Raw genomic sequence first — 26,659 nt, 5'->3', positions numbered from 1 at the left:
ACAGGCATGACTGAACAGAGCGCCGCCCAGCGCATTACCAAACGCGAACAAATCGCAATTTTGGCTAGTTCCGCTGTGGCGGCGCTCAGCACCTTTGTTGCCACCTGGATCGCAAACTTTGCGCTGCCCGCAGCGCAGGTCACCGAGTTTCTGTTGTTCTGGGCTGCGCTGTTTGGCGTTTTTGGGATTGTCGCAGGCATCGCCTCTGAATCCACCCGGGCTGTGGGAGCCGCACGCCTGGCACCTGCTACGCCGAGCGCTACCACTGCTACGAACGCTACAACTACGATGAGCGCCGCCACACCCGCCGCAGCAGGCAGCAGTGCAGCCGCAATCAGAGGGGCATCCGTTGCTCTAACAGCGGGGGCAATCGGGGGAGCGGTGGCGCTTTTAATCGCACTGAGCTCGCCACTGTGGGTGGGCCAGATTGCCACCACAGCGCCCGGCGCAACCGTAGTGCTGTTGGTCACTGGCGTCGCACTCTACGCGGTGCACTCGGCGGCCAGTGGCGCCGCAGCCGGCAGTAACAGCTGGTTCCTGTACGCTTTCCTGGGCGGTGGAGAAGCCGTCTGGAGGCTGGTGGCAATGGCGCTGGTAACGTTCCTCGCGGGCTCGCTAATTTCGCTAGAAGCCGCGGTGGTTTCTCCAGTTTTACTGTGGCTCGTGCTGGCTCTCACGCACGCTCCAACCCGCCGCGTGTTGCTGTCTCGCGCAGATGTCAACAGCGCCCGCCTGCTGCACAATATGCTGTTTGCGATTCTGTCGTCTGCGGCATCCGCAGTTTTGATGACCGGCTTCCCACTGGTGTTGCGTTTTAGCGAGCAGGCTGCCGCTCACAGCGAACAATTTCTGGTGTTGGGAGCACTGATTCTCGCGGTTTCAATCTGCCGCTCTCCAATCATGATTCCGCTGCAGGCGTTTCAGGGCGTTGCAATTGCTGCCTTCCTCAAACAACGACACCGCCCGCTGCAAGCTTTTATGCGCCCAGCAGTCGCGCTGACGGCGGTGGGAGCGGTGGGGGCGCTGCTCGCGGCGCTCGTCGGCCCTTTCCTGTTTCTGCTGATCTATCCGCCAAAGCACGATGCTGTAACGGCCTACCACACTGTGGCGCAGCCCTGGGTGCTTGCGGCTCTCACCGCGGCATCTGCGGTGATGGCGTTGCTGGTGCTTTCTGGAACCGCGATCCTCGCCTTAAACGGGCACACCTACTATGCTGCGGGGTGGATTATTGCTGCCGCGGCGACAACGGCCCTGGTTTTCCTGGTGCCGCTCCCGCTCATTGAGCGCACGATTATTGCACTGTTTCTTGGCCCCGCCACGGGAGTGCTATTGCACCTGCTGGGGATGCGCCGCCTAGCCTGGGATCACCCAGGTGCGGATCGGCTTGATGAGGCGCAGCAGCCACACGGCTAGCAGCGACAAAACCCACACCACAACGGTGCGCAACAGCACCTCCGGGAAACTGTTAGCTGGGCTGATCCGCGCCAAAACATCAATCAACATGAGGTGAATCAGGAACACTCCGAATGTCAGACCGGAGAGTTTTGTGAAAAGGCTAGCGATCCGCTGCGGCATAAAACTCCAGTCGGTGTTGTGCGCCGCGACGTAAACGGCTGCAGCAAAAAACACGGTGCCGACGGAGAGATAACCGTTCCACAAATCAGCGTGTGCATCATGCCGCAGCATATAACCGCCCGCAACGAAGATAAAGCTGGCGAGTCCGACGGCACCCAACGCATAAATCACCCAGCGCTTCATGCGGGAAAGCTCAATGTTGGTGATGAGGTATCCCAGCAGAAAGTACAGCACGTAACCGCTGAGCGGAATTTCCAAATCCGGCATAAAACCAGGAAAGTAGCCTCTGATAAGCGGCACCAGGGCAGCACTGAAAAACGCTAATGCAGTGAGCGCAGCCACTACTTTGACAGGGCACAGCCCCAGCTTTTCAGCGCCTGCAAGTGCCAGTGCAAGCACGGGAATAATCAGGTAGATGCCGATGGTTGCTTCGAGATACCAGAAGGTTGCGACCTCGCCGCTGCCACCGAAAATTGTCGCGCCGATCCGCTGCAGATTATAGTCGGAGCGGTGCAACACAAAAGCGTGAAACAACAGATACAGCTGCCCCCACACCACATAGGGGACCACAACTTTCAGGAGGCGTTTGCGGAAGAAAGTGGGGATGCTGTCGCGGCGCAAAAAGCCCAGCAGGTTCCGGCCGCTGTTCATGAAGAAAATCGGCACCGCAATCGCGAAAACAGCGCTCAACACATTTTCTGCCCACCACCGTGGAGTGTCGGACGGGTGCCAGTAGTTGGCGCGCACATGCAAAAACACCACCCCGAAAATTGCGATGACGTTTAACACGTCGACGTACAGCGCCCGCGGGCGTTTAACGGTGGTTGCTGGGGTGGCGTTAGTTAGCTGTGTCACGCTTTAATCCCGTATTTACGGCTAATGTAGCGGTAGTAAACTTTTCGATACAGTCCCGGCGCTAACATTAGCGCGGTTGCCGCGACTGCCAGCGCCGGCTTAAACTTCACAATCCTAAAAATATCAGCCCAGCTGAGCCGTTTGCGACACTCCTTGATTGTCAGGGCAGCCCGTTCTTTACCCGCGACCATCGCCTGCTGCGAGTTATTAACATAGGTGAGCACCTTAGCAGAAGACAACGCCGCTGCAAGGTTCGGAGTGCCCTGCACCAGATCCTGCGCAAAACCATTAAAAGCGGCAACCAAATGATCGCTCTCAGTAACCTCCACCATGTTGCCCCAGGTCAGGCTCTTCGGATCTACTTGGTAACGGTAAAGCGGGGTTTTAATCGACGCGAACTTAGCGGCGCGCGCCAGCGTTTGGAAGGTGTAAAGCGCATCCTCTGCGCGGTGCACCTTATTATCAAAACGCACCTGTCGAATAATTTCAACACGGAAGAGTTTATCCCACACATAAGGGGAAATCTTGTCAAAGAGTAGCTGCACGGCTGCTTCTTTACCGGTGGCATTTTCCGGGAAAGGCCAAGCCCGATAGGTCTCTTCACCGTCTAAGCTGATTAGTTTGTGCGCACAGGTTACAATCTCAGCGCCGCTGACCTCAGCGAGTTGATGCAGTTGCTCCAAAAACTGCGGCTCAAAAGAATCATCGGAATCAAGGAATGAAATCCAATCACCCTGCGCATACTTTAACGCCGTGTTACGCGCCCCAGACAACCCCTGGTTAACCTCGTGATCAATGTAGGTGAAACGCTCATCGTTTAGCTCTGCCAGGTAGTTTTGCACAATTTCAGCGGAGTTATCAGTGGAAACGTCATTTACGATAATAACTTCCCAGTCGGTATCAGTCTGGGCAAGCACCGAGTCGATGCACTGAATAACAAATTCTGAAGTGTTATACACCGGCATAATAATCGACGTACGCGGTTTTTTAGCTACCATGAGAAACTCCTTTAGCTATAAATTTAGCAGGTGAAAACGCCTTAGCATTTTCACCTGCTCTGTGCGCGAGGGGGGACTTGAACCCCCACGTCCTAAATGCGGACACTAGCACCTCAAGCTAGCGCGTCTACCTATTCCGCCACCCGCGCAAAATTGTCTTAACGGACAACAGATAAAAATTTATCACAGTTTCTTAAAACTCACAATCAGAGTTAGCGTGTCGGATTAAGCGCGGAAAAATATGCTCTGTGTTTAGCGGCGCAATGTCATGGCGAGAAGTGTCTGGCGCGATCCACGCAACATCCACAATTTCAGCAGCCGGAGATGGCGTTGCCGCTAGTTGCTGCAACTCCTGAAACACAGTAGCAACAACCTGGGCACCAGCCTCGTTTGCCGCAGCGGCGGTGAAAGTTCCAAAGTGCTTTAGTTGCTGCGCATCCAAATGCAGCCGAAGTTCTTCGCGCACCTCTCTAACAGCACACTCAGCCATGGTTTCACCCGGCTCCGGCTTGCCTCCCGGTAGCATAAAAACTGTGGTGTCTTTTTTCTTTACGTGCAGCACCTGCCCGGCAGCGTTCTCAAGAATCACCGCGGCAACAATAATTTCCTGATTATCCACAGCATTAAGTGTACTAAGCTGCAACCGCACGCCGTACAGCTTAAAATAGTTTTGTGAATACCCCAGCATTTTCTAACAGCAGCGCCGAACACAACGATAGCTCTAGCGAGCCGAATAACAGCAACACAGCGCACAGCCAAAACGACATCAGGCTTAGCGAGACCGTGAAAATAGCGCAGCGCCTGATTCAGTTTGACACCACTAACCGGGGGCAGGGCAATGCCAACCCAGAGCGTCCCGCCGCAGAGTGGGTGGTGCAGTATCTCGCCGAGCTCGGGGTGGCAGCAGAGATTTATGAGGCAGCACCCGGGCGCGCCACTGTGGTCGCGCAGATTGCAGGGGCGGATCCGCAGCTGCCGGGGTTAGTACTACACGGACATCTGGATGTGGTGCCGGCAGACCCGAAGAACTGGTCGGTTGATCCCTTCGCGGGAGTTATTAAAAATGGCATGCTGTGGGGGCGCGGCGCGGTTGACATGAAAGACATGGACGCGATGATGCTAACCGCGGTAGCAGAAATTTTACGCGCCGGAGAAAAACCGCGCCGTAATCTCACCCTGGTCTTCTTTGCCGATGAGGAAAACGGTGGAGTTTACGGCAGCGAGTGGATGGTGCGGCATCACCCGGAGGTTTTTGCCGGTGCCAAATATGCCATCAGCGAGGTTGGGGGGTATTCGATTTACCTTGGGGACAAACGCGCTTACCTGCTGCAAACTGGAGAAAAAACCGCAAACTGGATGCGTCTGACCGCACGCGGCGTTGCGGAACACGGCAGCCGAGTAGCAACTGACAATCCACTGGTTAAGCTGAGTGCAGCACTGACTCGGCTCGGCAACCACAAGTGGCCAATTGAGCTCGGGGCTACAACCACCGCGCTGCTGCAGGCAGTTAGCGAGCTCACCGGAACCAGCGGCACCCCGGAAGAGATTCTGGCGCAGACGGGCACCGCTGCCGGCTTTTTGCAGCCGAGCCTGTGCGCCACAAGCAACCCCACAGTTATCGATGCCGGCTATATGCAAAACGTGATTCCAGACACCGCAACCGCGATTATTGATGTGCGCACTCTGCCTGAGAAACAAGAGGAGACTATGAGGCAGGTAGCGGAGATTCTGGGCCCAGAAATCGAGATGGAGCCGCTGGTGCAGGCGGTCGGTCTAGAGACTGAGTTCGCTGGTGAAGCCGTTGACGCGATGATCGCAAGCCTTAAAAAGTTTGACCCGGAAGCGGTGGTATTGCCTTATCTGCTCAGTGGTGGCACTGATAACAAAGCACTCAGCGCACTGGGCATCATCGGCTACGGCTTCGCGCCGCTGCTGCTACCACCTGAGCTTGATTTCCCGGCCATGTTCCACGGCGTTGATGAGCGGGTTCCGCTGCAGGCGCTAGACTTCGGGCATCAGGTGCTGACAGATCTGCTGCGTACTTTCTAAGCATTGCCCGGTAGTGTTAAAGAGACTAGCAGCGACAGAGAGCAATTGATGAATATTTTCGAAGCGATTATCCTCGGCATTGTGCAGGGCTTGACAGAGTTCCTCCCGATCTCTTCGAGCGCGCACCTGCGAGTTGCAAGTGAGCTACTCGGCATCGGTGACGCCGGAAGCGCTTTCACCGCGATTACACAGCTCGGCACCGAGGCTGCGGTTGTGGTCTTCTTCAGGCGAGATATCGTCCGCATTATCAAGCACTGGGCGCTGGCGCTGGTCGGGAAATTGCCGCGCAATGACGCTGATGCGAAGATGGGGTGGTGGATCATCCTCGGCTCGCTACCCATCGTGGTCTGCGGGTTACTTTTCGAGGATCTTATCGACTCTACGCTGCGCTCTCTGTGGTTCGTGGGGCTCACTCTAATTGGCTTCGGCTTGCTTCTGGGGTGGGCTGATAGAGTTAGCTCTAAGCAGCGGCAACTGAACGATTTGAACGCACGAGACGGTGTGCTTTACGGCCTCGCTCAGGCGCTGGCTTTAATTCCCGGAGTTTCGCGCTCTGGGGGCACGATTACCGCTGGCCTGCTAATGGGATACAGCCGCGAAGCAGCTGCGCGTTACAGCTTTCTGCTGGCAATTCCGGCGGTCATTGGTTCCGGCGGTTACAAGCTCGTAAAGAGCTTCACCGCAGCTGAGACAGTGTATCCGGTGCCGACACTGGTGGCGACCGTTGTGGCTTTCTTAGTAGCAATTGCAATCATCAAGTGGTTTATGCACTTTATTACAACTCGCAGTTTCCTACCGTTCGTGATTTACCGTATTGTCTTGGGCACAGTGCTGCTGATGGCTGTGGCGACGGGCTTACTGGAGCCTAACAGCGCGGCGAACGCGACTGCGCTGTCAGCTAGCAGCGCGGGTCTTGTAGCACCGCACTTGGCCGTTTGGGGAGGGATGCTATAAATATGCGCACCTGGTCTGAACCACGTTTTCATAGCCTCGGCTCCGAGGGAATCATGCCGCGCTTTTACAACAGCGCCACCGCACGTTTTGAGCATGCGCCGTTGCAAGACAACAAGGCTACACTGTATGTGTGCGGTATCACCCCGTACGACGCAACTCATCTGGGGCACGCTTTCACCTATCTCACTTTCGATCTGATGCAGCGAGCCTGGCTGGATGCCGGGGTAGACGTGGTTTACGCACAGAACATCACTGACGTAGACGATCCACTGTTGGAACGAGCACAGGCAACGAAGGTGAAATGGCGCGACCTCGCGGCAGAGCAAATTGCGCTGTTTCGCAGCGATATGCACAGCCTAGCAATGCTGCCCCCGCAGCACTATGTCCCGGTTACTGAGCAAATTACGGAGATCGCTGCCGCGGTGCAGACACTGCTTGACAAAGGTTTTGCATACCGACTCCCGGTCCACGATGTCCCGCCAGAGGCAGTGGCTGCGGCGCCACCTGCCGGGGAAAGCCAAGGCTCCGCTGCCGCAACCACGACATCACCGGCGCCGGACGCTCCAGCGACAACAAAATACGATATTTATTTTGACCATCAGGCGGTAAGCGCAGCTGGTGTATGGCAGCTCGGCGACGTGATCAAGCTGCTGCCTGAGGAGTATCTCCGACTCAGCGAGCTGCGCGGGGGAGACCCGGCACGAGAGGGTAAACACCACCCGCTTGACCCACTGCTGTGGCGCGCCAAGCGCAAGGGTGAACCTAGCTGGGAGACCGTGCTAGGTAAGGGACGCCCTGGCTGGCACATTGAGTGCTCTGTAATTGCAGCCCAGTGTTTGGGGACCCCCTTTACGGTGCAGGGCGGCGGCGAAGATTTGCGCTTCCCACACCACGAGTTCTCGGCCGCAAACGCTGCGGCGCTTTACGACACACCGCTCGCACACATTTACTCGCACGTTGCGCTGGTGTCATATCAGGGGCACAAAATGTCAAAATCGCGCGGCAACCTGGTGTTTGTGCACAAGCTGTTGCGCGCCGGATACAGTGGCAGCGAGATTCGCTTGGCGTTGCTCAACCACCATTACCGCAGCAGCTGGGAATGGTTTGATCAGGATATTGTCGCAGCAAAGCAGCGCCTCGCGTTGTGGGAGGCGGGCTTTAAGGAGCCGGGCAGCGATCCACAAACAGCAATCGAGGTTGTTGCGCAGCTGCGTGCCGCCCTCGCCAACGATTTAGACACCCCTTTGATGCTGGGGATCATTAACCAAGCTGCGCAAACCGGGGTTGATGATCCAGATTACCTGGTAAAAGCCGTTGAGAATCTACTGGGAGTCACTATCTATAGCACCCCTGAGACCGGGATGATTGAATTATGAGTCGCGCACCGCACGCCCTGCTATGGGATATGGACGGCACTATTGTAAACTCGGATCCGCTGTGGGAGCGGGCCGCAACCGAGCTTTTAGCAGAACATAATGCAACGATTACCCGCGAAACCGGCCTGAGCATGGTTGGCCTCAGTCTCTGGAAAGCTGCGGAAATTCTACAGCAGCACGGTGTTGCACTAAGCGCTGATGAAATCGTGGAGCGCAAAGTGCGACGTGTGCTCGAGCTGTATAGCCAAACGGAGGTATCTTGGCGCCCCGGTGCGCGTGAAACTCTCGCCGCTGCAAAGCACGCAGGGATTCCAAATGTGATGGTGACGATGGCGCTGAGCAGCATCGGCAACGCTGTCGCGCAGCTGCTGCCAGAAAACACCTTCAGTAAAGTTCTAGGGGCAGATCAGGTCACCGCACATAAGCCACATCCTGAACCGTACCTGCGCGGAGCTGCTCTCGCCGGAGCCGACATCCGGGACTGCTTAATTTTTGAAGACTCGGTTACCGGAATCGCCTCCGGCGCCGCCAGCGGCGGGGTCACTGTGGGTGTACGAAACCTGGTCGATATTTCTAACTGTGAGGCGCACATTATTGTCGACTCTCTGCAAGAATATGATTTAGAAACCTGGTTTGCAGTGTTTAATAAGTACAGGGGCACTGAACCAGTGCCAGGTGGTTACAATCAGGGAGCTAAACTATGAGCGCACAGCGCGGTCCATTTGTCTACGGCGATAGAGTACAGTTAACCGGCCCGCGCGGGAAGCGCTACAGCATCACTCTGGTTCCAGAAGGTGAATTTCACACCCACTGGGGCATGATTCCGCACAGTGATATTGTGGGCTGTGACGATGCTTCAGTTTTGCAAATGGGCGAGCGCGCAGAGTTTTTCGCGATCCGCCCCCTGCTATCTGATTTTGTGATGGCAATGCCTCGCGGTGCCGCCATCGTGTATCCAAAAGACGCGGCACAGATTTTGTCACTCGCTGATATCGCCCCGGGAATGCGAGTAGTTGAAGCCGGCGTGGGCTCAGGTGCTTTAACGCTGCACCTGCTGCGGGCGCTAGGTGACAGCGGACAGCTGCACTCAATTGAACGTCGCGAGGAGTTTGGCGAGGTCGCCAGCGCCAACGTGGCAGCTTTCTACGGTGAACAGCCCGCTAATTGGCAGCTCTCCATCGGTGATTTTCAAGATGTGCTGCCGACCGCCGCTGAGCAAGGCAGCGTGGATCGTGTCGTGCTCGACATGCTTGCGCCGTGGGAATGTATTGATGCGGCGGCTGACGCACTGGTGCCTGGTGGTGTAATAATTGGTTATATCGCGACCGTAACGCAGATGTCACGCTTCGTGGAGGCGCTGCGCGCAAGCGGTCGCTTCACCCATCCGAACGCTTCTGAGACTATGGTGCGCGGCTGGCACGTGGAGGGTTTAGCGGTTCGCCCTGACCATCGCATGGTGGGACACACCGGTTTTTTGGTCACGGCCCGGAAGCTCTCTGACGGCGTGGTGCTGCCAGAACTGAAGCGTCGCGCTTCAAAGAGCGACTACACCGATGAAGATGTCGCAGCCTGGACCCCCGATATGGTGGGGCAGATGGTTAAAAGCGAGCGGGCGTTGCGCAAAAAAGTTCGAGAAGCACAAAAATTCGCTGCGGATCGCCTTAACCCAGGTGGCACCGCAACAAATTCTGCAGCGCAACAGGCTGCACAGGAGGAAACCAATGAGCGTTAATCGTAAACTCTTCGCAACCATTGTTGCTGGCTGTGCCGCGATGTTGCTGTCCGGCTGCACAGGTGCCGCTGATACCGCAGCCCCGCACCGCGACGACTGCCGACCAGTGCTCACCGCTGGGGCGGCGTCCGCGGAACTCCCAGCCACCTGGGATAAATTCCCGTCACAGCTTACCCCAGTAACGGCGGCAACCGTGGCAGCATCCCAGCGTAGCGTCACCCTGGCGCCACATTCAACCACTCCAGCAACGCCTGGTGACTTCGTTGCATCACAGCTTGCGATCTATGATGGTAAAACTGGCGAGCAGGTTTATAGCACCACCGCGAAGGGCGAAACCGCCCAAGACTTCCTTGCGGTGCAAGAACCAGAACAGGCGACTGCATTGTCACGCGCGATTCAGTGCGCTGCTGCGGGGGACCAGGTGCGAGTCGTTTACTCTGCCGCTGATTCGGAGCCGTTTGCCGCGCAGTTCGGTATCAGTGCAGGCAGTAACGCTGTCGTGCTGCTTGATGTCGCTGCGGTTAGCGGTGCAAAGGCGGAGGGTAAACCACAGCGCTTGCCCGCGGGTTTCCCCGCAATCACACGTACCGCTGACGGGGTTCCAGGCATAGTGGTACCGCCACAGGCACCCCCTACCGAGACCCTAGCCGCGGTTTCTATCAAGGGCACCGGGCGTATGATTACCCCCGCTGACAACCTAGTGGTGCGTTACACAACGGTCGCTTGGGAAGACCAAGAGGTGATTACCTCCAACTGGACTGCTAACGCTAACCCGCAGCTGCTGGCCGCGGATGCCCCTGATATTCCTTGGCGCGATAAACTCAATGATATTCCGCTGGGCTCTCAGGTAGTGGTGCTGCAGCCCGCTAGTGCAGGCGCAGGTGCCGCTGTGATCGTCGTGGACTTGCTGCTGGCCGGGTAACTCAGCCAATGGTGAGTGAGCATCACGGAGCATCAAAAGCTAAGTATCAGGCTGCTCCAACACGGCTCAGCGAGCTGCTGCTGACGCTCGCTCACCATCCCACTGGATTGTCCAAGCAGCAGCTACTGGAGTTAGTGCCTAGCTACCACGAGCAATTGGCAGGTTCTTCCGTAACTTCAGTGCAGCGGGTTTTAAACCGTGATATCGCAGCGCTACGCAGTGTTGGCTATGCAATAGTATCGCAACGAGTCAGTGGCGCAAACCATGCTGTTTATGTGTTATTGCAAGCCACGCAGCCGGACTTTAATTTCACCGCGCTAGAAAAGCTGCTGCTGCGCACAGCGCTAAAGCACTGGCATTCGCTGCAGCGAGGCGGTGACTATTTTGAGCTGCTCTTGAAGCTGGCGCCACACCTTTACAACCCTGATAACCCCTTCGCCCAGCTCACCGTTGATAATGCCGCGGAGATGCTGCTGGTAGCTAATCTCTCCGCCGCAATCACTGCGCAGCAGCAGGTGCGCTTCAATTACGCGTTGCCAGGGCGTGTGCCTCATCTGCGCACCGTTTCTCCGCTGCAGCTACACCGCACTCAGGAACGCTGGCATCTGCTCGCCTTTGAAGAGCGTACGAATACGATACGCACTTTTCTACTTTCGCGTATCACCGAAGTCACGCTACTGACCGACCCTGCCGTCACGGTGCATGCCGATGAAATCAGCGCCAAAGTGCAAGAGCTACAGCGCGTCGTAGGCGCTACATCCGCGGAGCTAAGCTTCACCACCCTAACCCCAGCTGTGCAGCGTCTGCTTCGCCTCTACAATACCTGTCTTAGAACCGCAACAGCGCCCAACAATTACACGCTCAATTATGGCGATACCGCGGTGTTAACTGAGCAGCTGGTCGCTTTAGACACGCCGGTTGTAATCCACATGCCACAACAGCTACGGCAGAGCTACCACGCATTATTAGCAACAATCGCTGCTCAGCATGAAACCGCTGCGAGCCGTAATTTTGTGTTACCTCCGCAAACCGCTGCAGTGCCGCCACAGACTGGATCACGCTTGGCTATAGAAACTCGCTGCTTGCTGCACACCACGCTGCTACAGCTGCTGCAAGAAACCGGTGATTTTTTATTGCTGCCGGTTACGGAGTTACTTGGATTGAGCTCCGAAACCGTGCTAACGGCACTAACTCAGCTCAACCGATTGTTCACCGTGACCGGTTTACCTCATCACGTCGATGCGCCGCGACTCCGCTTTGAGTTTGCTCCAGCTGCGACTGACACATCGAAAGCTACCGCTGCAACTGCGACTGACACGGCACAAGCAGAAGATAGCGGCTGGGTAATAATGGAGGGCGCAGCAACACTGCCGTTACCAGCTTTTACCGCGCAAGACTACAGTTTGCTGCGACGCTGCATCGCAGCCCTGATTCCGCAGCTACCGCAGCAGTTAGTTGCAGCGCTGCAGGAGCTGGAGGAGCGGTTAGAGCAGCTACCACTCGCAAACAGCAACGACGTAACACCGCAAACGGTGTCTAGTGATCGCTTAGCGACTGCTCCAAGCGTGGCTGCGGAACTGCTAGCGGCACACATCTCAGCTAAAAACGTGGCTTGTTTCGGCTATATTGATGCTGCGGGCAAGCGCACTTCCCGGACGGTAGTGCCTTTGCGCTTGGAACTCAGTGACAGCGGATGGCGACTGCACGGCTTATGCCTCACCAGTATGGCGCGTAAAAATTTCTTGGTGGCCCGTATGTCACAGTTGAGCATTGGGCCACGCGCCGATTTTGTGGCTGCGCACAACCTGGATGCGGGGCACATAACCGAGATTTTAAAAGGCACGGTGCCCGGATCCACCGCCGCACGCACCACAGTAACCGCACTGGTGTGCATTGCTGAAACCGCGAAAATTAAGCTCCACAGCTTCAACCCTCTCTATCTGGCGACCCCGGCGCAGCCACTGCACGCTGCGATAATCGAGGCAGATGCAGCCGTCACCACGGCAGCAGCTGACGCAGCTTGGCACTACGCCAAAATCAAGCTGTGGGACCCAGCGAATATTGTGAAGGTGGTGCAAGCGGCTCCGGGCACGGTTGAGGTACTTGAGCCGCCAGAACTGCGGCAGCTAGTAGCAGACTGGGCCGCACACACCCGACAGGCAGCGACAACAACTTCCCAGACAGTATCTACGCAGCCAACGGTCGCCGCACTGCGCTAAAATTTTGGTGTGGCAAAAACCTCCCGAAAGAAGAATCCTGAAGCTCGTATGCGGCTCACTGAGCACCTCGTTGAGCTGCGCAAGCGTTTAATGATTTCTGCGCTGGCGATTATCGTTGCGGCAACAGCGGGGTGGCTTTTGGCTGATTCAGTGTGGGATCTGCTGCGGGTTCCGATTTCTGAGGTGGCGGCCGCTGATGGTCGTTTGGCGAGCATCGCTTACACCGACGTCACCGGCGCTTTTGATTTGAAGCTGCGCATTAGTATTTTCCTTGCGATTTTCATCGGTAGTCCGATTTGGTTGTATCAAATTTGGGCATTCTTCTCTCCGGGGCTGACCCGCAAAGAAAAACTCGGCGCGGTGGCTTTTCTCGCCGCCGCGGTGCCGCTGTTTTTGGGTGGAGCGATCGTAGCCTGGTATTTGCTGCCAAATATTGTGCGCCTGCTAACCAGCTTTGGTTCCGCTGAGGATGCGCTTTTGCTGGATGCTCGCACCTATCTAAACTTTGCGACCCGCTTAATGTTTGCTGTTGGCATCGGGTTCGTGCTGCCGGTGTTTATTGTGCTTTTGAACTTTGTAGGAGTGCTCTCGGCGGCAACTATTTTACGTAGCTGGCGGGTTGCCGTTTTGATTATTGCGGTGTTTGCAGCGATGACCACTCCGGCCGCGGATATCAGTAGCATGCTGCTGCTTGGGGGTGCGATGTGTGTGCTTTATTTCCTGGCCGCCGGTATCTGCTATCTGCACGATCGCCGCAAGCACAAAAAGCTGGCTGCTGAGCTGGCAGAGTATGAGCTTTCCTAATTCGTAAGGAGCAATATGACAGCGCTTGAGGCCTTTGAGGGCAAACTCGGCTATCGTCTAGACGCTTTTCAACGTACCGCCTGCCAGTGTTTAGAAGATGGCAGCTCGGTTTTGGTAGCGGCTCCCACGGGCGCCGGCAAAACAACCGTCGCAGAATTCGCAGTTGCTTTGGCGCGGCGCGAGTTTGATTTGGAGATTGTGTACACCGCTCCGATTAAGGCGCTCTCCAATCAGAAGCACGCGGAGCTGTGCGCAGAGTACGGCGCTGATCAGGTGGCGTTACTTACCGGCGACGTGACGTTAAACCCTGACGCGCCAATTAAGGTGATGACCACCGAGGTGTTGCGCAATATTATTTATGCGGATCCGGCTCGCCTCGAACGCACCCACAGCGTGGTACTCGACGAAGTACATTTTTTGGGAGACCGTTTCCGTGGCCCGGTGTGGGAAGAAATAATTCTGCACCTGCCACAGCACATTAAAATTGTTGGCCTGTCAGCAACGGTGTCCAACGCGGAGGAGCTGGGCGATTGGATGCACCTGGTGCGCGGCAACACCGAGGTGATTATTTCTGAGGAACGCCCGGTGCCACTGTACCAGCACGTCTTCACCGGCTCGAGCCTGCTGCCGATGTATGTAAGGGGGCGTTTTAATCCGGAGATTGTGCGTCTCAAGCCGCTGCGCAAACGGTCACGCTCAGCAGCACCGCGGCGGCAAGCTCCAAGCCGTATCAGCGCGCCGCAGGTTGTGCACGCACTACAAGAAACCGGACTGACCCCGGCAATTTACTTCATTTTCAGTCGTATCGGTTGTGACCAGGCCGTGACTCGCTGTGTAGCTGACGGCATTTCTCTAACGACCAGGTCGGAACGCCTAGAGATTCGTGCGGCGGCGCAGCAGGTTTTGCAGCAGCTGACGCCGTCAGAGCGGCGAGCGCTGCGCCTCAACAGCTGGCTGCGGGGCTTGGAGCGCGGGGTTGCCGCGCATCATGCGGGGCTACTGCCACAGCAGAAGTTGATTGTGGAGCAGCTGTTTCAGCAACGGCTGGTGAAGGTGGTGTTTGCCACTGAGACGCTGGCACTCGGCATTAATATGCCGGCGAAAGCGGTGGTGATTGAGAAGCTGAAGAAGTTTAACGGCGATGAGCGAGTTTATCTTTCTAGCGGGGAGTTCACACAGCTAACGGGTCGCGCTGGCAGGCGCGGTATCGACACCGAGGGTCACGCCATAATTCTGTGGGAAAACTCACTGGATCTGGAAGTTTTGGAGGGTCTCACTGCGGCTCGCACCTATCCGGTTTTGTCATCGTTTAGGCCGACCTACAATATGGCTGTGAATCTGCTGCGCTCGCGCGAGGTTGCGGTCGTGCGAGATGTGCTGGAGCGCTCTTTTGCGCAGTTCCAGGCGGATCGTTCTCTCGCCGGTGATGCCATGCAGCTGCAGCGCATGCAGGAGTCGCTTCAGGGCTACCAAAACGCGATTGCTGCGGCTACTGATGTGGAAATTGCCCGGCGCTGGGAGGCGCGGGCGCAGAAGCTGAGTAAGCAGATGCGGAGTTTGACTCGGCAGCTAAATCGTCGCACCGGGAACATCAGCCGGGTTTTTGAGCGAGTTATCACGGTTTTGCGCACGCTTGGCTATTTGGCTGAGCCAACTACTCTGGCCGCACAGGTAGCGTTGGTTCCTGCCAGCTTACCTGAAGCCGTTTACAGCCAGCAGTTGGTGTCGCAGACTGCGCAGCTGGAGGTGCTGCGCCCCACAGTGTGGGGTCTGGCACTGGCGCGGATCCACGGCGAAAAAGCGCTGCTAGCGGCGGAGTGTTTACGCAGCGGTGCGTGGGAGGGCTTAGATGCTTACGAGCTGGCTGCTATTGTGAGCTGTCTCACCTATGAGCCGCGCCGTAATGACGCGGGTTACGGCACCCCTTTAAGCGGTGCCTACGATGTTGCTTTGGAACGCACTGCCGGGATTTTTATGCGCTTGGATGCGCTTGAGGAAGATTTTGCGCTGCCGCAAACTCTGGCGCCTTTCGCTTATAACGCGTGGGTTATGCATGCCTGGGCTCGCGAAGTGCCACTGGATGAAATTTTGGAGCACAGTGAATTGAACGTCGGCGATTTTCTGCGGTGGGTGAAGCAGACCGCTGACCTGCTGGGGCAGCTGGTTGCGGCGGGTGAGACGGTGCTGAACAGTGAGGTCGCTTTGCCTGCGGATGCGGCACTGGCGCTGTTGGAAGTGGTTAATACCGCGCGGGCGGCACGCACGGCTATTGTTTACGGCCTGGTGGAGGCGTAGCGGTGTTTGCGGTGCTGTGGCGGGGATTACTGGCTGTTACCGGCGGTGTGTTGCTAGATTTATCGCGACCAGGCTCTGGTATTTGGCCGCTGGCGTTTGTCGCGGTTGGCTGTTATTTTGCGGCTATTTATGGATCAGGTAAGCGGGTTGCTGCCCTCGTGGGTGCGCTGGGCGGCGCAGCTTTCTGGTTGCCGCATCTGCACTGGTTGACGCTTTATCTGGGTGCGGTGCCGTGGCTGGCTTTAGCTGGTTTTATGACACTGTGGTTTACAGTTTTTAATGTGCTGGTGACGGTGTTACTGACATCGCTGGCACGGCTGCTATGCCTACCTCAGCTTCCTGTTGTTGTCAGGTCGCTAGTGCAGAGTGTAGCACTGGCTGCGGTTTACGCGGGGCTGTGGCTATTACGGGAGCTGGGGGAGTCGAGTTGGCCATACGGGGGCTTTGCGTGGGGTCGATTTGCGGCGAGTTTTGCTGATAGTCCCTTTGCGGGCGCGGTGAGCTTTTGGGGAGTTGCTGCTACCGGCGCGGTTTTGGTTTTTGCGGGGGTGCTACCGGTGGCAACCTTTGCTGTGCTACGTCATGCTTCACGTGAACTGCCACCATCTCAACCGCGTACCGTTTCACCCACGGGGATGCGCTTCGCGGCAGTCGCTTGGCTGGACTCCGTTCCAGCCGCCCGGCTGCGACCGATTCTAGGCGCGGCGCTGCTTACTGTCACGGTGTTGGCAGCACAGCTGTTACTGCCGCAGCCTGTGCTCACGCAGCGTGACAACATCCGCATCGCTGCGGTGCAAGGCAACGCGAAAGCTGGAATTTTTGACGACCGGGAAAACGGCGATGTGTTTCGGGCACACTTTGACGCTACTACAGCATTTTTAGAGGGTTTGGATCCGGCTGCGCCGCGTCCGGAGCTTATCGTGTGGCCAGAAAACGGCGCTGAGTTTAACGTCACCGGCTCGCCCCGGCGGATGCGTGAGCTGCAGCAGCTAGCTGCCTTCAGCGGTGCGGATATTATGGTTGGCACGATCCTCCCCGGACAAAATCCGGGCGATGGTACGGCTTTTAATGCTGCCGTCACGGTCACCGCAGCGGGTGAGGTTACGGCTCGCTACGATAAATACAATCCGGTGCCGTTTGGTGAGTTTATGCCAAATCGGGAGTTTTTTAGAATGTTCGCCCCGGAGCTGGTGGATCTGGTGCAATTAGAGTATCTGCCCGGTGAGCGCCCCAGTGTGCACACCCTGCGGCAGGCAGCGATCGGGCATGCAATCTGCTTTGATATCACTTTTGATCGGCAAACCACCGCGATGCTTGACGGCGGGGCGGAGCTGTTTGTGGCCCTCACCAATAACGCTGATTTTGGACGCACCGACGAGAGTTTGCAGCAGCTCGCACTGACGAAATTGCAGGCGCTCAGCGCAGGACGCGCCCTGGTGAATATTTCAACCGTGGGCCAGAGCCAAATCCTGGCTCCCGATGGCAGCAGTCTCGCGAGCATCGCCGCTTTCACTCCCGGGGTGATCACCGCGGATGTTCCGGTGCTCACCGGAGAAACTATCGCTACCAAGTACGGCGCCTGGTTTGCGTTACTGTGGGGGTTGCTGCCCGCCGCAACTGCCGCCGTGATTTTTAGCGTGAGGATAGCGCGAATATGACGCACTCGTGGCACCAAGTAGGTTACCCTTAGAAATAAATATTCTAATCATAAGGAGCATCATGAACCCTCTAGCTGTAGGCAGCCTCACCGGTAAGCGTGTCCTGGTTACGGGCTCTTCCCGTGGTGTCGGGGCAGACACTGTGCGTTACTTCGCGGGCGCCGGCGCTGACGTGGTGATTAACTACCGCAATAAGGCTGCGCGCGCCGAAAAACTCGGTGCTGAACTAGCAGAGTTTGGCGGCAAAGTGGTGCTGTGCGGGGCTGACCTAACCGATGCAGAATCAGTCAATAACCTCGCCGCGACTATTAAAGATGAGCTAGGCGGCCTCGACATTCTGGTGCTCAACGCCTCCGGCGGCATGGAGCGCGGCATGGCAGAAGATTACGCCATGGTGCTCAACCGTGACAGCCAGGTGCGGATGCTTGAAACCATGCTGCCGCTACTGGCGCCAGGTTCTCGCGTGGTGTTCGTGACCAGCCACCAGGCACACTTTATTCGCACCACACCGACAATGCCAGAATATGAGCCAGTTGCCCTGTCAAAGCGCGCTGGTGAGGATGCGCTGCGCGAGCGTATCCCTGAGCTCACCGCCAAGGGCGTAGAGTTTGTCGTAGTCTCCGGCGACATGATTGAGGGCACCATCACCGCAACGCTGCTTGAGCGCGCCAACCCTGGCGCGATTGAAGCACGTCGCGAAGGCGCCGGGAAGCTTTACAATGTGGCCGAGTTTGCGGCGGAGGTGGCGTTAGCTGCGGTGGATCCGGTTCCCGCGGATCACACCCGACTGGTTGGCGACACCTCTGACTTCGCGGCAGAGTAACGGTGACTCGGGTTAGTGACACCGACCGCAGCTTGATTGGGCGGCTGCGACAGGATTTGCTCGCGGCGGATTACTTTCCCGACCGGGTAACCGCGATGCTCGGTGGGCAGGAGTCCCAGCAGGCCCTGCTCGCAGGCTTAGCAGTCCCGGCGGAGGCGGCGCTGCAGCAGGCGGCCGCGGCCGCCAACACCGCGCCCGCTCGGGCCCTCGCAACGCTGTGCGCGGTGTTGCAGTTGGGCGCCGCTGTACGCGGCGCCCAACTTGCTGCAGCATTGCCCACCCTCACGGTTTCCGGGGCGGTTACGTTGGGTTTGCTGCGCCCGGTTGACCCAGGTATGTCTGTCACTGATCCCGCAGCTGAGTTTGTTGCTGCGCTGTCGTTGAACCCGGTTGCCGTGGCTGACACTTTCACCGGTGGTTTCCAGGAGTGGTGGCTGTTAAGCGACCTTGACGATCATTTGCGGCGGGGCCCGGCTGCCGCTGATTTTGTGATGGGTGTGGGCGGGGCGAGCCGTAGTTTGTTGCAGCAGGCGCCGGCCACCGCGGTGCAGCTTGCCGCTGATATGGGCACCGGCTGCGGCATTATTGCGCTACATTTGGCGCTGCGTGCGACCCGGGTGATTGCCACCGATATTTCGGAAAGGGCTTTGCGCTTTGCTGAGCTAAATGCAGTTTTGAATCAGGTCACGAATATCGAGTTTCGCCAGGGTGATTTGTTTCACCCCTTCGGAGCTGATCGGGTTGATTTGCTGCTGACTAATCCGCCATTTGTGATTGAGCCTGACAGCGCTGAAAGCCTGGTGTATCGCAGCGGCTCCGGCGCGGGCGATAGTTTGGCAGCACAGGTGGTGTCACACATGGCAGGGGTTTTGCGTCCCGGAGGCGAAGCTGTAGCCCTGGTGAACTGGGAAAACCGTTGGGGTGACAGCTATGCGTCGCGCCCTGCAGAGTGGTTGCGTGAGGCAGCCGCGGTGTGCCCGAATTTGGCGGCCGCCTGGGTGATTGAACGCGAGCAGCTCTCGCCGCTCGGCTATGCCCAGATGTGGGCTCGTGACGGGGGCTTGGCGCAGGGCTCGGCTGCTGCCAGCGCAAAGATTTCTAAATATTTGCAAGATTTTAAGCAGCGCCAGATTGCAAGTGTGTCGTTGGGCGCGGTGCGGTTGCGTGCAGCGCAGCAGACAGCTTTGGGCGCTGCACATACGCAGCCGGGGGATGCGCAGCAAGGCGCTGCTGTTGCCGACTCAGCAGTGAGCACGAACATAGCGCAAATCGCAGCCGCACCGCTAGTGCATATCTGCAGGGAGCGGGGTGCCCTCGCGCCTGCCAAAGAAGCGGGTCGGGCACTAACCGCTACTTTTGACACCGCGCTAGCTTTGGCGCAGCTGTCTGATACCGAACTTTTAGAGCGCACCTTACTGGTGGCGAACTCGGTAGTAGAGCAGCGGATCCACAACCCTGGTGCCGCTGATCCACAACAATTGGTGCTGCTTAACTCGGCTCCATTCATGCAGCATCACTCAGCTGACACCCTGCTCACCGCAGCAGTGGGAGCTTGTGACGGTGAACTCACCGTGGCGCAGATTGTAGGGGCTTTAGCGCAGATTTTTGAGGCGGATCCGGCCGCTGTTGTCGCTGAACTTCTCCCACAACTGCGAGATTTAGCGTGGTTGGGTTTTCTACGATTACCAGGCACTGAGCCGCCGGCCGCACCTGATTCTCGCTAGAATTAAACTATGCAGAAAATTGATCTTCGGGGTATCTGGCTGAGCGCCGCTGAGCTGCGCGCTGTGGTACCGCGGGCTACACTTGACGCCACAGCTGCGCTGGGGCAGGTGCAGCCACTGCTGGATGCGGTGAAAACGCAGGGCGCGGCAGCGCTCTATCAGCAGGCAGAACAGTTTGACGGCGTCACCGGGCATGAACTGCGAGTGCCCCAGGAGCAGATTGCGGATGCACTAGCAGCGGCTGATCCGCAGCTGATTTCTGCCCTGCAAGAGATGATTCGGCGCGTCACCGCAGCCAGCAAAGCGCAAGTTCCGGCGGCAACAACCACGGTTTTAGCTGACGGCGCGACGGTGTCGCAGCGCTGGCAACCGGTGCACCGGGTGGGGCTGTACGTACCTGGTGGTAAGGCGGTTTACCCGTCAAGCGTGGTGATGAATGCGGTGGCGGCTTTAACCGCCGGAGTGCGGGAGCTAGCACTCGTGTCTCCGGTGCAATCGCACGGCTCAGTTGACCCCACAATTTTGGCTGCGGCTGCGCTATGCGGGGTGACTGAGATTTACGCTATCGGGGGAGCGGGAGCGATTGCTGCGCTGGCATACGGCGTGCCTGAAATTGGGCTTGCGCCGGTTGACATCATCACCGGCCCCGGAAATATTTTTGTCGCGGCAGCAAAACGCGCAGTAACCGGCCTAGTCGGCATTGACAGCGAAGCAGGAACCACCGAAATCATGGTACTCGCCGACGCCACCGCCAACCCGGAGTTTGTTGCTGCTGACCTGGTGAGCCAGGCTGAGCATGATGAGGCTGCCGCCGCAGTCCTGGTAACTGATGCGCCGGAGCTTGCTGATGCGGTCGCCGCTGCGGTGGTACGCCGCACCGCGGAAACCCCACATAGTGCCCGTGTACAAACAGCACTCAATGGGCCACAGTCAGGCATCATTCTGGTTACTGACACCGCGCAGATGATCGCGGTTGCTGACGCTTACGCTGCCGAACACCTCGCAATTCAAACCGCTGACGCGGCTAAGCTGGCAGCCGCCATCAGCAACGCCGGGGCACTGTTCATTGGACCGCACTCACCGGTCAGCCTAGGCGACTATATGGCCGGCTCAAACCATGTACTGCCAACCGGCGGCACCGGACGGTTTGCCGCTGGGCTTGGCGCACACACTTTCTTGCGTCCCCAGCAAATTATCGACTACAACGCTGCAGCGCTACAGCAGGTTGCCGCGCCGCTAGCAACAATCGCGCTCGCTGAGGGCTTGCCGGCGCACAGTGAGGCCGTACAGACCCGCTTTAAAGCCACTCGGCAGGAGGATTCAACCCCATAATGCTATGCCCTTTTTGTCGTCACAAAGACACCAAAGTAATCGATAGCCGTAACGCTGACGAGGGCCGTGCGATTCGGCGACGCCGCGAATGCGGGAGCTGCGGCGAGCGTTTCAGTACCAACGAAACCGCAGAGCTGGTTATCATCAAACGCGGTGGCGCAATGGAACCCTTTAGCCGTCACAAAGTGGTCTCTGGGGTGCGCAAAGCCTGCCAGGGTCGCCCGGTGAGCGATGCTGATTTGGCGCTGCTTGCCCAAAAAGTTGAGGATGCGCTGCGCGCCACCGGCTCCTCACAGGTTGATGCAGCCGATGTTGGAGTGGCGATTTTGCCGTTCTTAAAAGACCTTGATCAGGTTGCTTACCTCCGTTTCGCGAGCGTCTATGAAAACTTTGAGTCGCTCGCCGACTTTGAGGCAGCGATTCAGCAGCTGCGCACCAACCACCCAGATTCCCCCCGCGATCGTCCAAGTTTAACCAAGCTTTAACACCAGAGCCAAGAGAAAACATGTATAAATTCTTCTTCAACAATGTTTTGCGTCGCTTAGACACCGAAACAGCGCACCGTTTAGCGAGCACCGCCCTACAAGTATTGCCAATCGCCGCGCCAATCGTGCGCCCGCTGCTAAAAACCCCGCAGCAGCTGCGCACTCGGGCACTTGGCAGCACTTTCGCAAGCCCCTTCGGGCTCGCCGCAGGCTTTGATAAAAACGCTGAAGAAATAACTGGCCTTGGCCTGCTCGGTTTTTCACACGTTGAAGTCGGCACGCTAACCAAGCACGCGCAGCCAGGCAACCCACGGCCACGACTGTTTCGCCTGGTCGCTGACCGGGCTCTGATTAACCGCATGGGTTTCAACAACGCGGGTAGTCTCGCTGCTGTGCCGCGACTAGAGCGCGCGCGCCTTCGTAAAAACCGCCCCGTTATCGGAGTCAACATCGGCAAAAGCAAAATCACACCGGTGGAAGACGCAGTAGCAGACTATGTCTATTCCACTCAATTGTTGGCACCGCTGGCTGACTACCTCGCGGTTAATGTCAGCTCACCTAACACTCCCGGACTGCGTGGGCTGCAAGAGTTAACCATGCTAGAGCCGCTGCTTACTGCGGTGCGAGATGCCGCCGGCAAAACCCCGGTACTGGTGAAAATCGCCCCTGATCTTGACGATGCACAAATCGCTGGAATTGTGGATCTCGCAGCCCGCTTGGGGCTAAGCGGCATCATCGCAACCAACACCACAATCTCCCGCGACAATCTGCAAACCTCAGCCGCAGCTGTAGCCGAAATTGGCGCTGGGGGACTGTCTGGGGTGCCGCTGGTGGAGCGATCACTAGAAGTACTGCGACAGATTAAAGCCAGTGCTCCGCCCGAGCTCACAATTATTTCAGTTGGTGGAATCACTACCGGAGCAGATGTGCTGGCACGCCTGGAGGCAGGCGCAGACCTGGTGCAGGGGTACACCGGTTTCATTTACGAAGGCCCGCTGTGGGCACACCGTATCAATAAGGAGCTTGCCGCGCTGGGCTGGCACGGTAATGCCGCAGCACGCTGATCCACAGTCCATAAAACTAAATCGGGTGCCGCGCGATAAATTCTGCGACACCCGATTGGTTATTTAAAGCTGTTGTTTATGCTGGCCACTGCCCGCGCTTACGCTGCGGCTTCGGCAGACGCAGGGCACGGAACTGAATCGAACGACTGATAGCGTACCAGCCCCAGCCTTTTTCAAGGTTTGCGGCACCGAACTTGCGCACCAGGGCACGTTTCAGGAAGAACCGCATAATCAGGCTGTCAACGATGATTGTGAGCACCAGACCCCACATCACGATGGCGCCGGTGTATGCCCACCGCGTCGGGATGAAGGTCCACAACACAATCAAAAACATGATCGGCAGTGCAAACTCGCCGATACCGGTGCGCGCATCAACCCAGTCGCGCACGAATTTACGCTGCGGCCCCTTATCGCGAGCGGTCAGATAGCGCTCATCACCGTTCGCAACACCGCGTCGTATCTCTTCCCGTCGCGCCATGGCCTGCTGCCGCGCAGCTTTTTTAGCCGCCGGATCTTTGCTCCCAACCAGAGGTCGTGCGTTGCGTGCCTGTGCTTCTTTTCGAGTTGGTGTGGGGCGTCCCTTACCCTGCTGCTCGCTAGCCAAGTGTTTCTCCTACAGTTTTAAAAGTGTCTCCCACAAATATAGTACCCGGTACCTGATGTCGGTGATGCCCGGGGCACTTCAAGCTGCGATGAAATAACATTGTAAGGTTAAATTGTTTATTTAGTAAGGAGCTTCACATGAGCGAGACTGCATCAGATGCCGCTGGCACCGGCACAGCTGCACACCAGGTGATTTTAACCGATCGAGCCCGTGACAAAGTATCGAGCCTCTTGGCACAAGAGGGAAGAGAAGATTTACGTTTGCGGATTGCAGTGCAACCGGGTGGCTGCTCCGGTCTCATCTACCAACTGTACTTTGACGAGCGGCTGCTCGAAAACGATGCGACTGTCGACTTCGGCGGAGTAGAAGTGGTTGTGGATCAAATGAGCGTGCCTTACCTCAACGGTGCCACAATCGACTTCGAAGACACCATTGAAAAGCAAGGTTTCACAATTGATAACCCTAATGCGCAGGGTAGTTGCGCCTGCGGCGATAGCTTCAGCTAACAATTCCAAAAATAATTTTTCGCTATTTTACAGGGCTTTTTTGCGTTTCGGCGCGCCGAATGTCCTGCAAAGCTCCTGAAAAGCGGTAAGCTATCAGGTAGTAATCAGGTTTCGGGAGAAATTCCCAGCTTGTTCACACTTTGAAAGGTATGCAGTGCGTTCTAAACGTCAAATGAAATGGGCAGCCACCTCTACGGTGGCGATTGCCGGTCTCGTACTTGCAGGCTGCACCCCAAGCCAGCAGCGTGGCTTCCTGCCTGAGGGTTCCGAGGGGGCAACTAACCACACAGAGAGCCTAACCGCTCTGTGGGTTAACTCCTGGATTGTGTTGTTGCTGGTTGGTCTGGTTGCTTGGGGCCTGGTGCTCTGGGCAGCAATTGCTTACCGCCGTCGCCGCGGTGAGACCGGTGTGCCAGTACAGCTGCGCTACAACATGCCAATTGAAACCCTGTTCACTGTAATTCCAGTGATTCTAATCCTCGGTTTCTTTGGCTTCACCGCAAAGACCCAGTCGGCAGTGGAAGCTCCAATCGCGAACCCTGACACCCGCGTTGAGGTTATCGGCAAGCGTTGGGCATGGGATTTCAACTACACCGACGAGAACGTACACTTCTCTGGCGTTCAGGTGCAGACCGACGAGAACGGTTCACCAGTTCCAAGCACTATGCCAGTGCTTTACCTGCCAGTAAACAAGACCACTGAAATCAAGCTTGAGTCTCGCGACGTAATCCACTCTTTCTGGGTAGTTGAGTACCTGTACAAGAAGGATATGATTCCTGGCAAGACCAACTACATGTACTTCACCCCAACCAAGACCGGCACCTTCGTTGGCAAGTGTGCTGAGCTCTGCGGTGAGTACCACTCTGTGATGCTTTTCGAGGTTAAAGTTGTAGAGCAGGCAGAATACGACGCTTACATTGCCAGCCTGAAGCAGAATCCTGAAAACCGCGGTCTGCTGACTCTGGATTACAACCCGAACCAGAACTTGCCTGGCGCAGAGGCTCCAGTTGAAGAAAGTCATGAGGGCTAATCATCATGAAAAAAGGTAACGTTATTGTTTCGTGGCTAACATCCACGGATCATAAGACCATCGGGTACATGTACCTGATCAGCTCCTTTGTTTGGTTCCTGATCGGTGGCTTGATGGCGCTTATTATCCGCGCTCAGCTGTTTGCCCCTGGCCTGGAGATCGTGGCAACCAAGGAGCAGTTCAACCAGCTGTTCACTATGCACGGCACTATCATGCTACTGATGTTCGCTACTCCGCTTTTCGCGGGCTTTGCGAACGTGCTGCTGCCACTGCAGATTGGCGCTCCTGATGTGGCTTTCCCACGTCTAAACGCATTCGCTTTCTGGCTCTACACCTTCGGCTCGCTGATTGCGGTTTCAGGCTTCCTGACTCCGCAGGGCGCGGCGTCATTCGGCTGGTTCGCATACGCGCCGCTTTCAAGTGAGACTTTCTCACCTGGCGTTGGCGGTAACCTGTGGGTGCTCGGCCTGGGTATCGGTGGTTTCGGCACTATTATGGGTGGCGTTAACTTCATCACCACCGTGCTCACTATGCGTGCTCCTGGCATGACCATGTGGCGTATGTCAGTGTTTACCTGGAACACCCTCATCACCTCTATCCTGATTCTGCTGATCTTCCCAGTTTTGGCTGCAGCCTTCCTGGCGCTGGCTTCAGACCGTATCTTCGGTTCACACGTTTACGGCATTGAAACCGGTGGCCCGATCCTGTGGCAGCACCTCTTCTGGTTCTTTGGTCACCCTGAGGTTTACGTTATCGCGCTGCCATTCTTTGGCATCGTGTCTGAGGTCTTCCCAGTGTTCGCACGTAAGCCAATCTTCGGTTACAAGACCCTGATTTACGCAACCATCTCAATCTCCGCGCTTTCTATGACCGTGTGGGCACACCACATGTTCGTAACCGGCTCCGTGCTGCTGCCGTTCTTTGCGCTGATGACCATGCTCATCGCGGTTCCTACCGGCGTGAAGATCTTTAACTGGATCGGCACTATGTGGCGCGGCTCAATCACCTTTGAGACCCCTAACCTGTATGCCCTGGGCTTCCTGGTAACATTCGTCTTCGGCGGTCTCACCGGCGTTATCCTGGCCTCACCAGCGCTTGACTTCCACCTGTCTGATTCTTACTTCGTGGTCGCGCACTTCCACTACGTCATCTTCGGCACCGTGGTGTTCGCGATGTTCTCTGGCTTCTACTTCTGGTGGCCAAAGTTCACCGGTAAGCGTCTCAACGAGCGCCTGGGCAAGATTCAGTTCTGGATCCTGTTCATTGGCTTCCACATGACCTTCCTGGTGCAGCACTGGATTGGTGTGAAGGTTCTACCGCGTCGTTACGCCAGCTACCTGCCAGAGGATGGCATCACCTGGATGAACCAGCTGTCAACGGTTGGCTCAGTGCTGGTTGCAATCTCAATGCTGCCGTTCCTGCTGAACGTTTACATCACCTGGCGCAGCGGCAAGAAGGTAGAAGTTGATGACCCATGGGGGTACGGTCGCTCACTCGAGTGGGCTACCAGCTGCCCACCACCGCGGCACAACTTCACCTCGATCCCACGTATCCGGAGCGAATCACCTGCGTTTGATTTGCACCACCCAGAGGTTAGCGGCGTGGAGCAGCCAGCTCCGGCTAACGCCCCTAAGCTGACCAGCCACTAGGAGTA

General features: G+C 57.0%; 23 protein-coding genes and 1 tRNA gene. 19 read left to right on the top strand and 5 right to left on the bottom strand.

Annotation, left to right across the window (positions count from 1 at the left end):
• Positions 1-6 precede the first annotated feature (6 nt).
• Complete coding sequence (locus F5897_RS05985; protein WP_183304850.1) at positions 7-1,413, top strand: hypothetical protein; 1,407 nt, start codon at positions 7-9, stop codon at positions 1,411-1,413.
• On the opposite strand, the gene F5897_RS05980 is transcribed toward F5897_RS05985, so the two are convergent.
• From F5897_RS05980 to F5897_RS05965, 4 genes are all read right to left on the bottom strand, one after another.
• Positions 1,354-2,430 (bottom strand): acyltransferase family protein, encoded by a 1,077-nt coding sequence (locus tag F5897_RS05980; protein WP_183304849.1) that lies wholly within the window; start codon positions 2,428-2,430, stop codon positions 1,354-1,356. The two genes, F5897_RS05985 and F5897_RS05980, sit on opposite strands and share 60 nt — an antisense overlap.
• Complete coding sequence (locus tag F5897_RS05975; protein ID WP_124824092.1) at positions 2,427-3,428, bottom strand: glycosyltransferase family 2 protein; 1,002 nt, start codon at positions 3,426-3,428, stop codon at positions 2,427-2,429. Before F5897_RS05975 ends, F5897_RS05980 begins: the two co-directional genes overlap by 4 nt.
• Before the next feature lie 62 nt (positions 3,429-3,490).
• A tRNA-Leu gene (locus F5897_RS05970) sits at positions 3,491-3,577 on the bottom strand.
• A gap of 44 nt (positions 3,578-3,621) precedes the next feature.
• Positions 3,622-4,047, bottom strand: coding sequence for an NUDIX hydrolase (locus tag F5897_RS05965; protein ID WP_343048823.1), 426 nt, complete (start codon positions 4,045-4,047; stop codon positions 3,622-3,624).
• Between the two features lie 53 nt (positions 4,048-4,100).
• On the opposite strand from F5897_RS05965, the gene F5897_RS05960 reads away from it, so the two are divergent.
• From F5897_RS05960 to F5897_RS05890, 15 genes are all read left to right on the top strand, one after another.
• Complete coding sequence (locus F5897_RS05960; RefSeq protein WP_183304847.1) at positions 4,101-5,477, top strand: M20/M25/M40 family metallo-hydrolase; 1,377 nt, start codon at positions 4,101-4,103, stop codon at positions 5,475-5,477.
• Positions 5,478-5,525: 48 nt separating this feature from the next.
• Positions 5,526-6,431 carry an undecaprenyl-diphosphate phosphatase gene (locus F5897_RS05955; RefSeq protein WP_183304846.1) on the top strand — a complete coding sequence of 302 codons (906 nt, stop codon included), beginning with the start codon at positions 5,526-5,528 and terminating at the stop codon, positions 6,429-6,431.
• A gap of 2 nt (positions 6,432-6,433) precedes the next feature.
• On the top strand, positions 6,434-7,807 hold the full coding sequence (locus F5897_RS05950) for a cysteine--1-D-myo-inosityl 2-amino-2-deoxy-alpha-D-glucopyranoside ligase (protein ID WP_183304845.1): 1,374 nt from the start codon (positions 6,434-6,436) through the stop codon (positions 7,805-7,807).
• Positions 7,804-8,511, top strand: coding sequence for an HAD family hydrolase (locus F5897_RS05945; protein ID WP_124824087.1), 708 nt, complete (start codon positions 7,804-7,806; stop codon positions 8,509-8,511). The genes F5897_RS05950 and F5897_RS05945 overlap by 4 nt, the downstream gene beginning before the upstream one ends.
• Positions 8,508-9,539, top strand: a complete 1,032-nt coding sequence (locus tag F5897_RS05940; protein ID WP_124824086.1) for a tRNA (adenine-N1)-methyltransferase — start codon at positions 8,508-8,510, stop codon at positions 9,537-9,539. The genes F5897_RS05945 and F5897_RS05940 overlap by 4 nt, the downstream gene beginning before the upstream one ends.
• On the top strand, positions 9,529-10,461 hold the full coding sequence (locus F5897_RS05935) for a hypothetical protein (RefSeq protein WP_183304844.1): 933 nt from the start codon (positions 9,529-9,531) through the stop codon (positions 10,459-10,461). The genes F5897_RS05940 and F5897_RS05935 overlap by 11 nt, the downstream gene beginning before the upstream one ends.
• 8 nt (positions 10,462-10,469) lie before the next feature.
• Positions 10,470-12,680: a helix-turn-helix transcriptional regulator gene (locus tag F5897_RS05930; RefSeq protein WP_183304843.1), complete on the top strand. Its 2,211-nt coding sequence runs from the start codon at positions 10,470-10,472 to the stop codon at positions 12,678-12,680.
• A gap of 9 nt (positions 12,681-12,689) precedes the next feature.
• Positions 12,690-13,484: a twin-arginine translocase subunit TatC gene (tatC, locus tag F5897_RS05925; RefSeq protein ID WP_233574299.1), complete on the top strand. Its 795-nt coding sequence runs from the start codon at positions 12,690-12,692 to the stop codon at positions 13,482-13,484.
• 15 nt (positions 13,485-13,499) lie between these two features.
• Positions 13,500-15,779: a DEAD/DEAH box helicase gene (locus F5897_RS05920; protein WP_183304842.1), complete on the top strand. Its 2,280-nt coding sequence runs from the start codon at positions 13,500-13,502 to the stop codon at positions 15,777-15,779.
• 2 nt (positions 15,780-15,781) lie between these two features.
• Positions 15,782-17,437 (top strand): apolipoprotein N-acyltransferase, encoded by a 1,656-nt coding sequence (gene lnt, locus F5897_RS05915; RefSeq protein ID WP_183304841.1) that lies wholly within the window; start codon positions 15,782-15,784, stop codon positions 17,435-17,437.
• A 61-nt stretch (positions 17,438-17,498) separates the two neighbouring features.
• Positions 17,499-18,260: an SDR family oxidoreductase gene (locus F5897_RS05910; RefSeq protein WP_183304840.1), complete on the top strand. Its 762-nt coding sequence runs from the start codon at positions 17,499-17,501 to the stop codon at positions 18,258-18,260.
• A gap of 2 nt (positions 18,261-18,262) precedes the next feature.
• Positions 18,263-19,984 carry a methyltransferase gene (locus tag F5897_RS05905; protein ID WP_183304839.1) on the top strand — a complete coding sequence of 574 codons (1,722 nt, stop codon included), beginning with the start codon at positions 18,263-18,265 and terminating at the stop codon, positions 19,982-19,984.
• 9 nt (positions 19,985-19,993) lie between these two features.
• A complete protein-coding gene (gene hisD / locus F5897_RS05900) occupies positions 19,994-21,316 on the top strand; it encodes a histidinol dehydrogenase (RefSeq protein ID WP_183304838.1) in 1,323 nt (440 codons plus the stop codon).
• A complete protein-coding gene (nrdR, locus tag F5897_RS05895; protein WP_124824079.1) occupies positions 21,316-21,801 on the top strand; it encodes a transcriptional regulator NrdR in 486 nt (161 codons plus the stop codon). The genes hisD and nrdR overlap by 1 nt, the downstream gene beginning before the upstream one ends.
• 20 nt (positions 21,802-21,821) lie before the next feature.
• Positions 21,822-22,865 carry a quinone-dependent dihydroorotate dehydrogenase gene (locus F5897_RS05890; RefSeq protein WP_183304837.1) on the top strand — a complete coding sequence of 348 codons (1,044 nt, stop codon included), beginning with the start codon at positions 21,822-21,824 and terminating at the stop codon, positions 22,863-22,865.
• 76 nt (positions 22,866-22,941) lie between these two features.
• Here F5897_RS05890 and F5897_RS05885 read toward each other — a convergent pair whose 3' ends face one another.
• On the bottom strand, positions 22,942-23,469 hold the full coding sequence (locus F5897_RS05885) for a DUF3043 domain-containing protein (protein WP_124824077.1): 528 nt from the start codon (positions 23,467-23,469) through the stop codon (positions 22,942-22,944).
• A gap of 137 nt (positions 23,470-23,606) precedes the next feature.
• Between F5897_RS05885 and erpA the strand changes: the two genes are divergently transcribed.
• The 3 genes from erpA (at position 23,607) to ctaD (ending at position 26,654) form a co-directional block, all read left to right on the top strand.
• On the top strand, positions 23,607-23,975 hold the full coding sequence (gene erpA, locus F5897_RS05880; protein WP_124824076.1) for an iron-sulfur cluster insertion protein ErpA: 369 nt from the start codon (positions 23,607-23,609) through the stop codon (positions 23,973-23,975).
• A 154-nt stretch (positions 23,976-24,129) separates the two neighbouring features.
• A complete protein-coding gene (ctaC, locus tag F5897_RS05875; RefSeq protein WP_484482098.1) occupies positions 24,130-25,005 on the top strand; it encodes an aa3-type cytochrome oxidase subunit II in 876 nt (291 codons plus the stop codon).
• 5 nt (positions 25,006-25,010) lie between these two features.
• Positions 25,011-26,654 (top strand): aa3-type cytochrome oxidase subunit I, encoded by a 1,644-nt coding sequence (ctaD, locus tag F5897_RS05870; RefSeq protein WP_183304836.1) that lies wholly within the window; start codon positions 25,011-25,013, stop codon positions 26,652-26,654.
• Positions 26,655-26,659: the final 5 nt, after the last annotated feature.

Origin of the sequence: Canibacter oris (assembly GCF_014197205.1) — a bacterium.
Classification (GTDB): Bacteria; Actinomycetota; Actinomycetes; order Actinomycetales; family Microbacteriaceae; genus Canibacter; species Canibacter oris.
This window is presented reverse-complemented; position numbering and strand designations above follow the sequence as displayed.

Bases quoted from the DNA above. Each gene is read 5' to 3' on its own strand.
- F5897_RS05935 (WP_183304844.1), top strand. From the start codon at position 9,529: ATGAGCGTTAATCGTAAACTCTTCGCAACCATTGTTGCTGGCTGTGCC.
- ctaD (WP_183304836.1), top strand. From the start codon at position 25,011: ATGAAAAAAGGTAACGTTATTGTTTCGTGGCTAACATCCACGGATCAT.
- F5897_RS05945 (WP_124824087.1), top strand. From the start codon at position 7,804: ATGAGTCGCGCACCGCACGCCCTGCTATGGGATATGGACGGCACTATT.
- F5897_RS05955 (WP_183304846.1), top strand. From the start codon at position 5,526: ATGAATATTTTCGAAGCGATTATCCTCGGCATTGTGCAGGGCTTGACA.
- F5897_RS05910 (WP_183304840.1), top strand. From the start codon at position 17,499: ATGAACCCTCTAGCTGTAGGCAGCCTCACCGGTAAGCGTGTCCTGGTT.
- F5897_RS05920 (WP_183304842.1), top strand. From the start codon at position 13,500: ATGACAGCGCTTGAGGCCTTTGAGGGCAAACTCGGCTATCGTCTAGAC.
- erpA (WP_124824076.1), top strand. From the start codon at position 23,607: ATGAGCGAGACTGCATCAGATGCCGCTGGCACCGGCACAGCTGCACAC.
- F5897_RS05985 (WP_183304850.1), top strand. From the start codon at position 7: ATGACTGAACAGAGCGCCGCCCAGCGCATTACCAAACGCGAACAAATC.
- F5897_RS05975 (WP_124824092.1), bottom strand. From the start codon at position 3,428: ATGGTAGCTAAAAAACCGCGTACGTCGATTATTATGCCGGTGTATAAC.
- hisD (WP_183304838.1), top strand. From the start codon at position 19,994: ATGCAGAAAATTGATCTTCGGGGTATCTGGCTGAGCGCCGCTGAGCTG.
- F5897_RS05890 (WP_183304837.1), top strand. From the start codon at position 21,822: ATGTATAAATTCTTCTTCAACAATGTTTTGCGTCGCTTAGACACCGAA.
- nrdR (WP_124824079.1), top strand. From the start codon at position 21,316: ATGCTATGCCCTTTTTGTCGTCACAAAGACACCAAAGTAATCGATAGC.
- F5897_RS05930 (WP_183304843.1), top strand. From the start codon at position 10,470: ATGGTGAGTGAGCATCACGGAGCATCAAAAGCTAAGTATCAGGCTGCT.
- F5897_RS05940 (WP_124824086.1), top strand. From the start codon at position 8,508: ATGAGCGCACAGCGCGGTCCATTTGTCTACGGCGATAGAGTACAGTTA.
- F5897_RS05950 (WP_183304845.1), top strand. From the start codon at position 6,434: ATGCGCACCTGGTCTGAACCACGTTTTCATAGCCTCGGCTCCGAGGGA.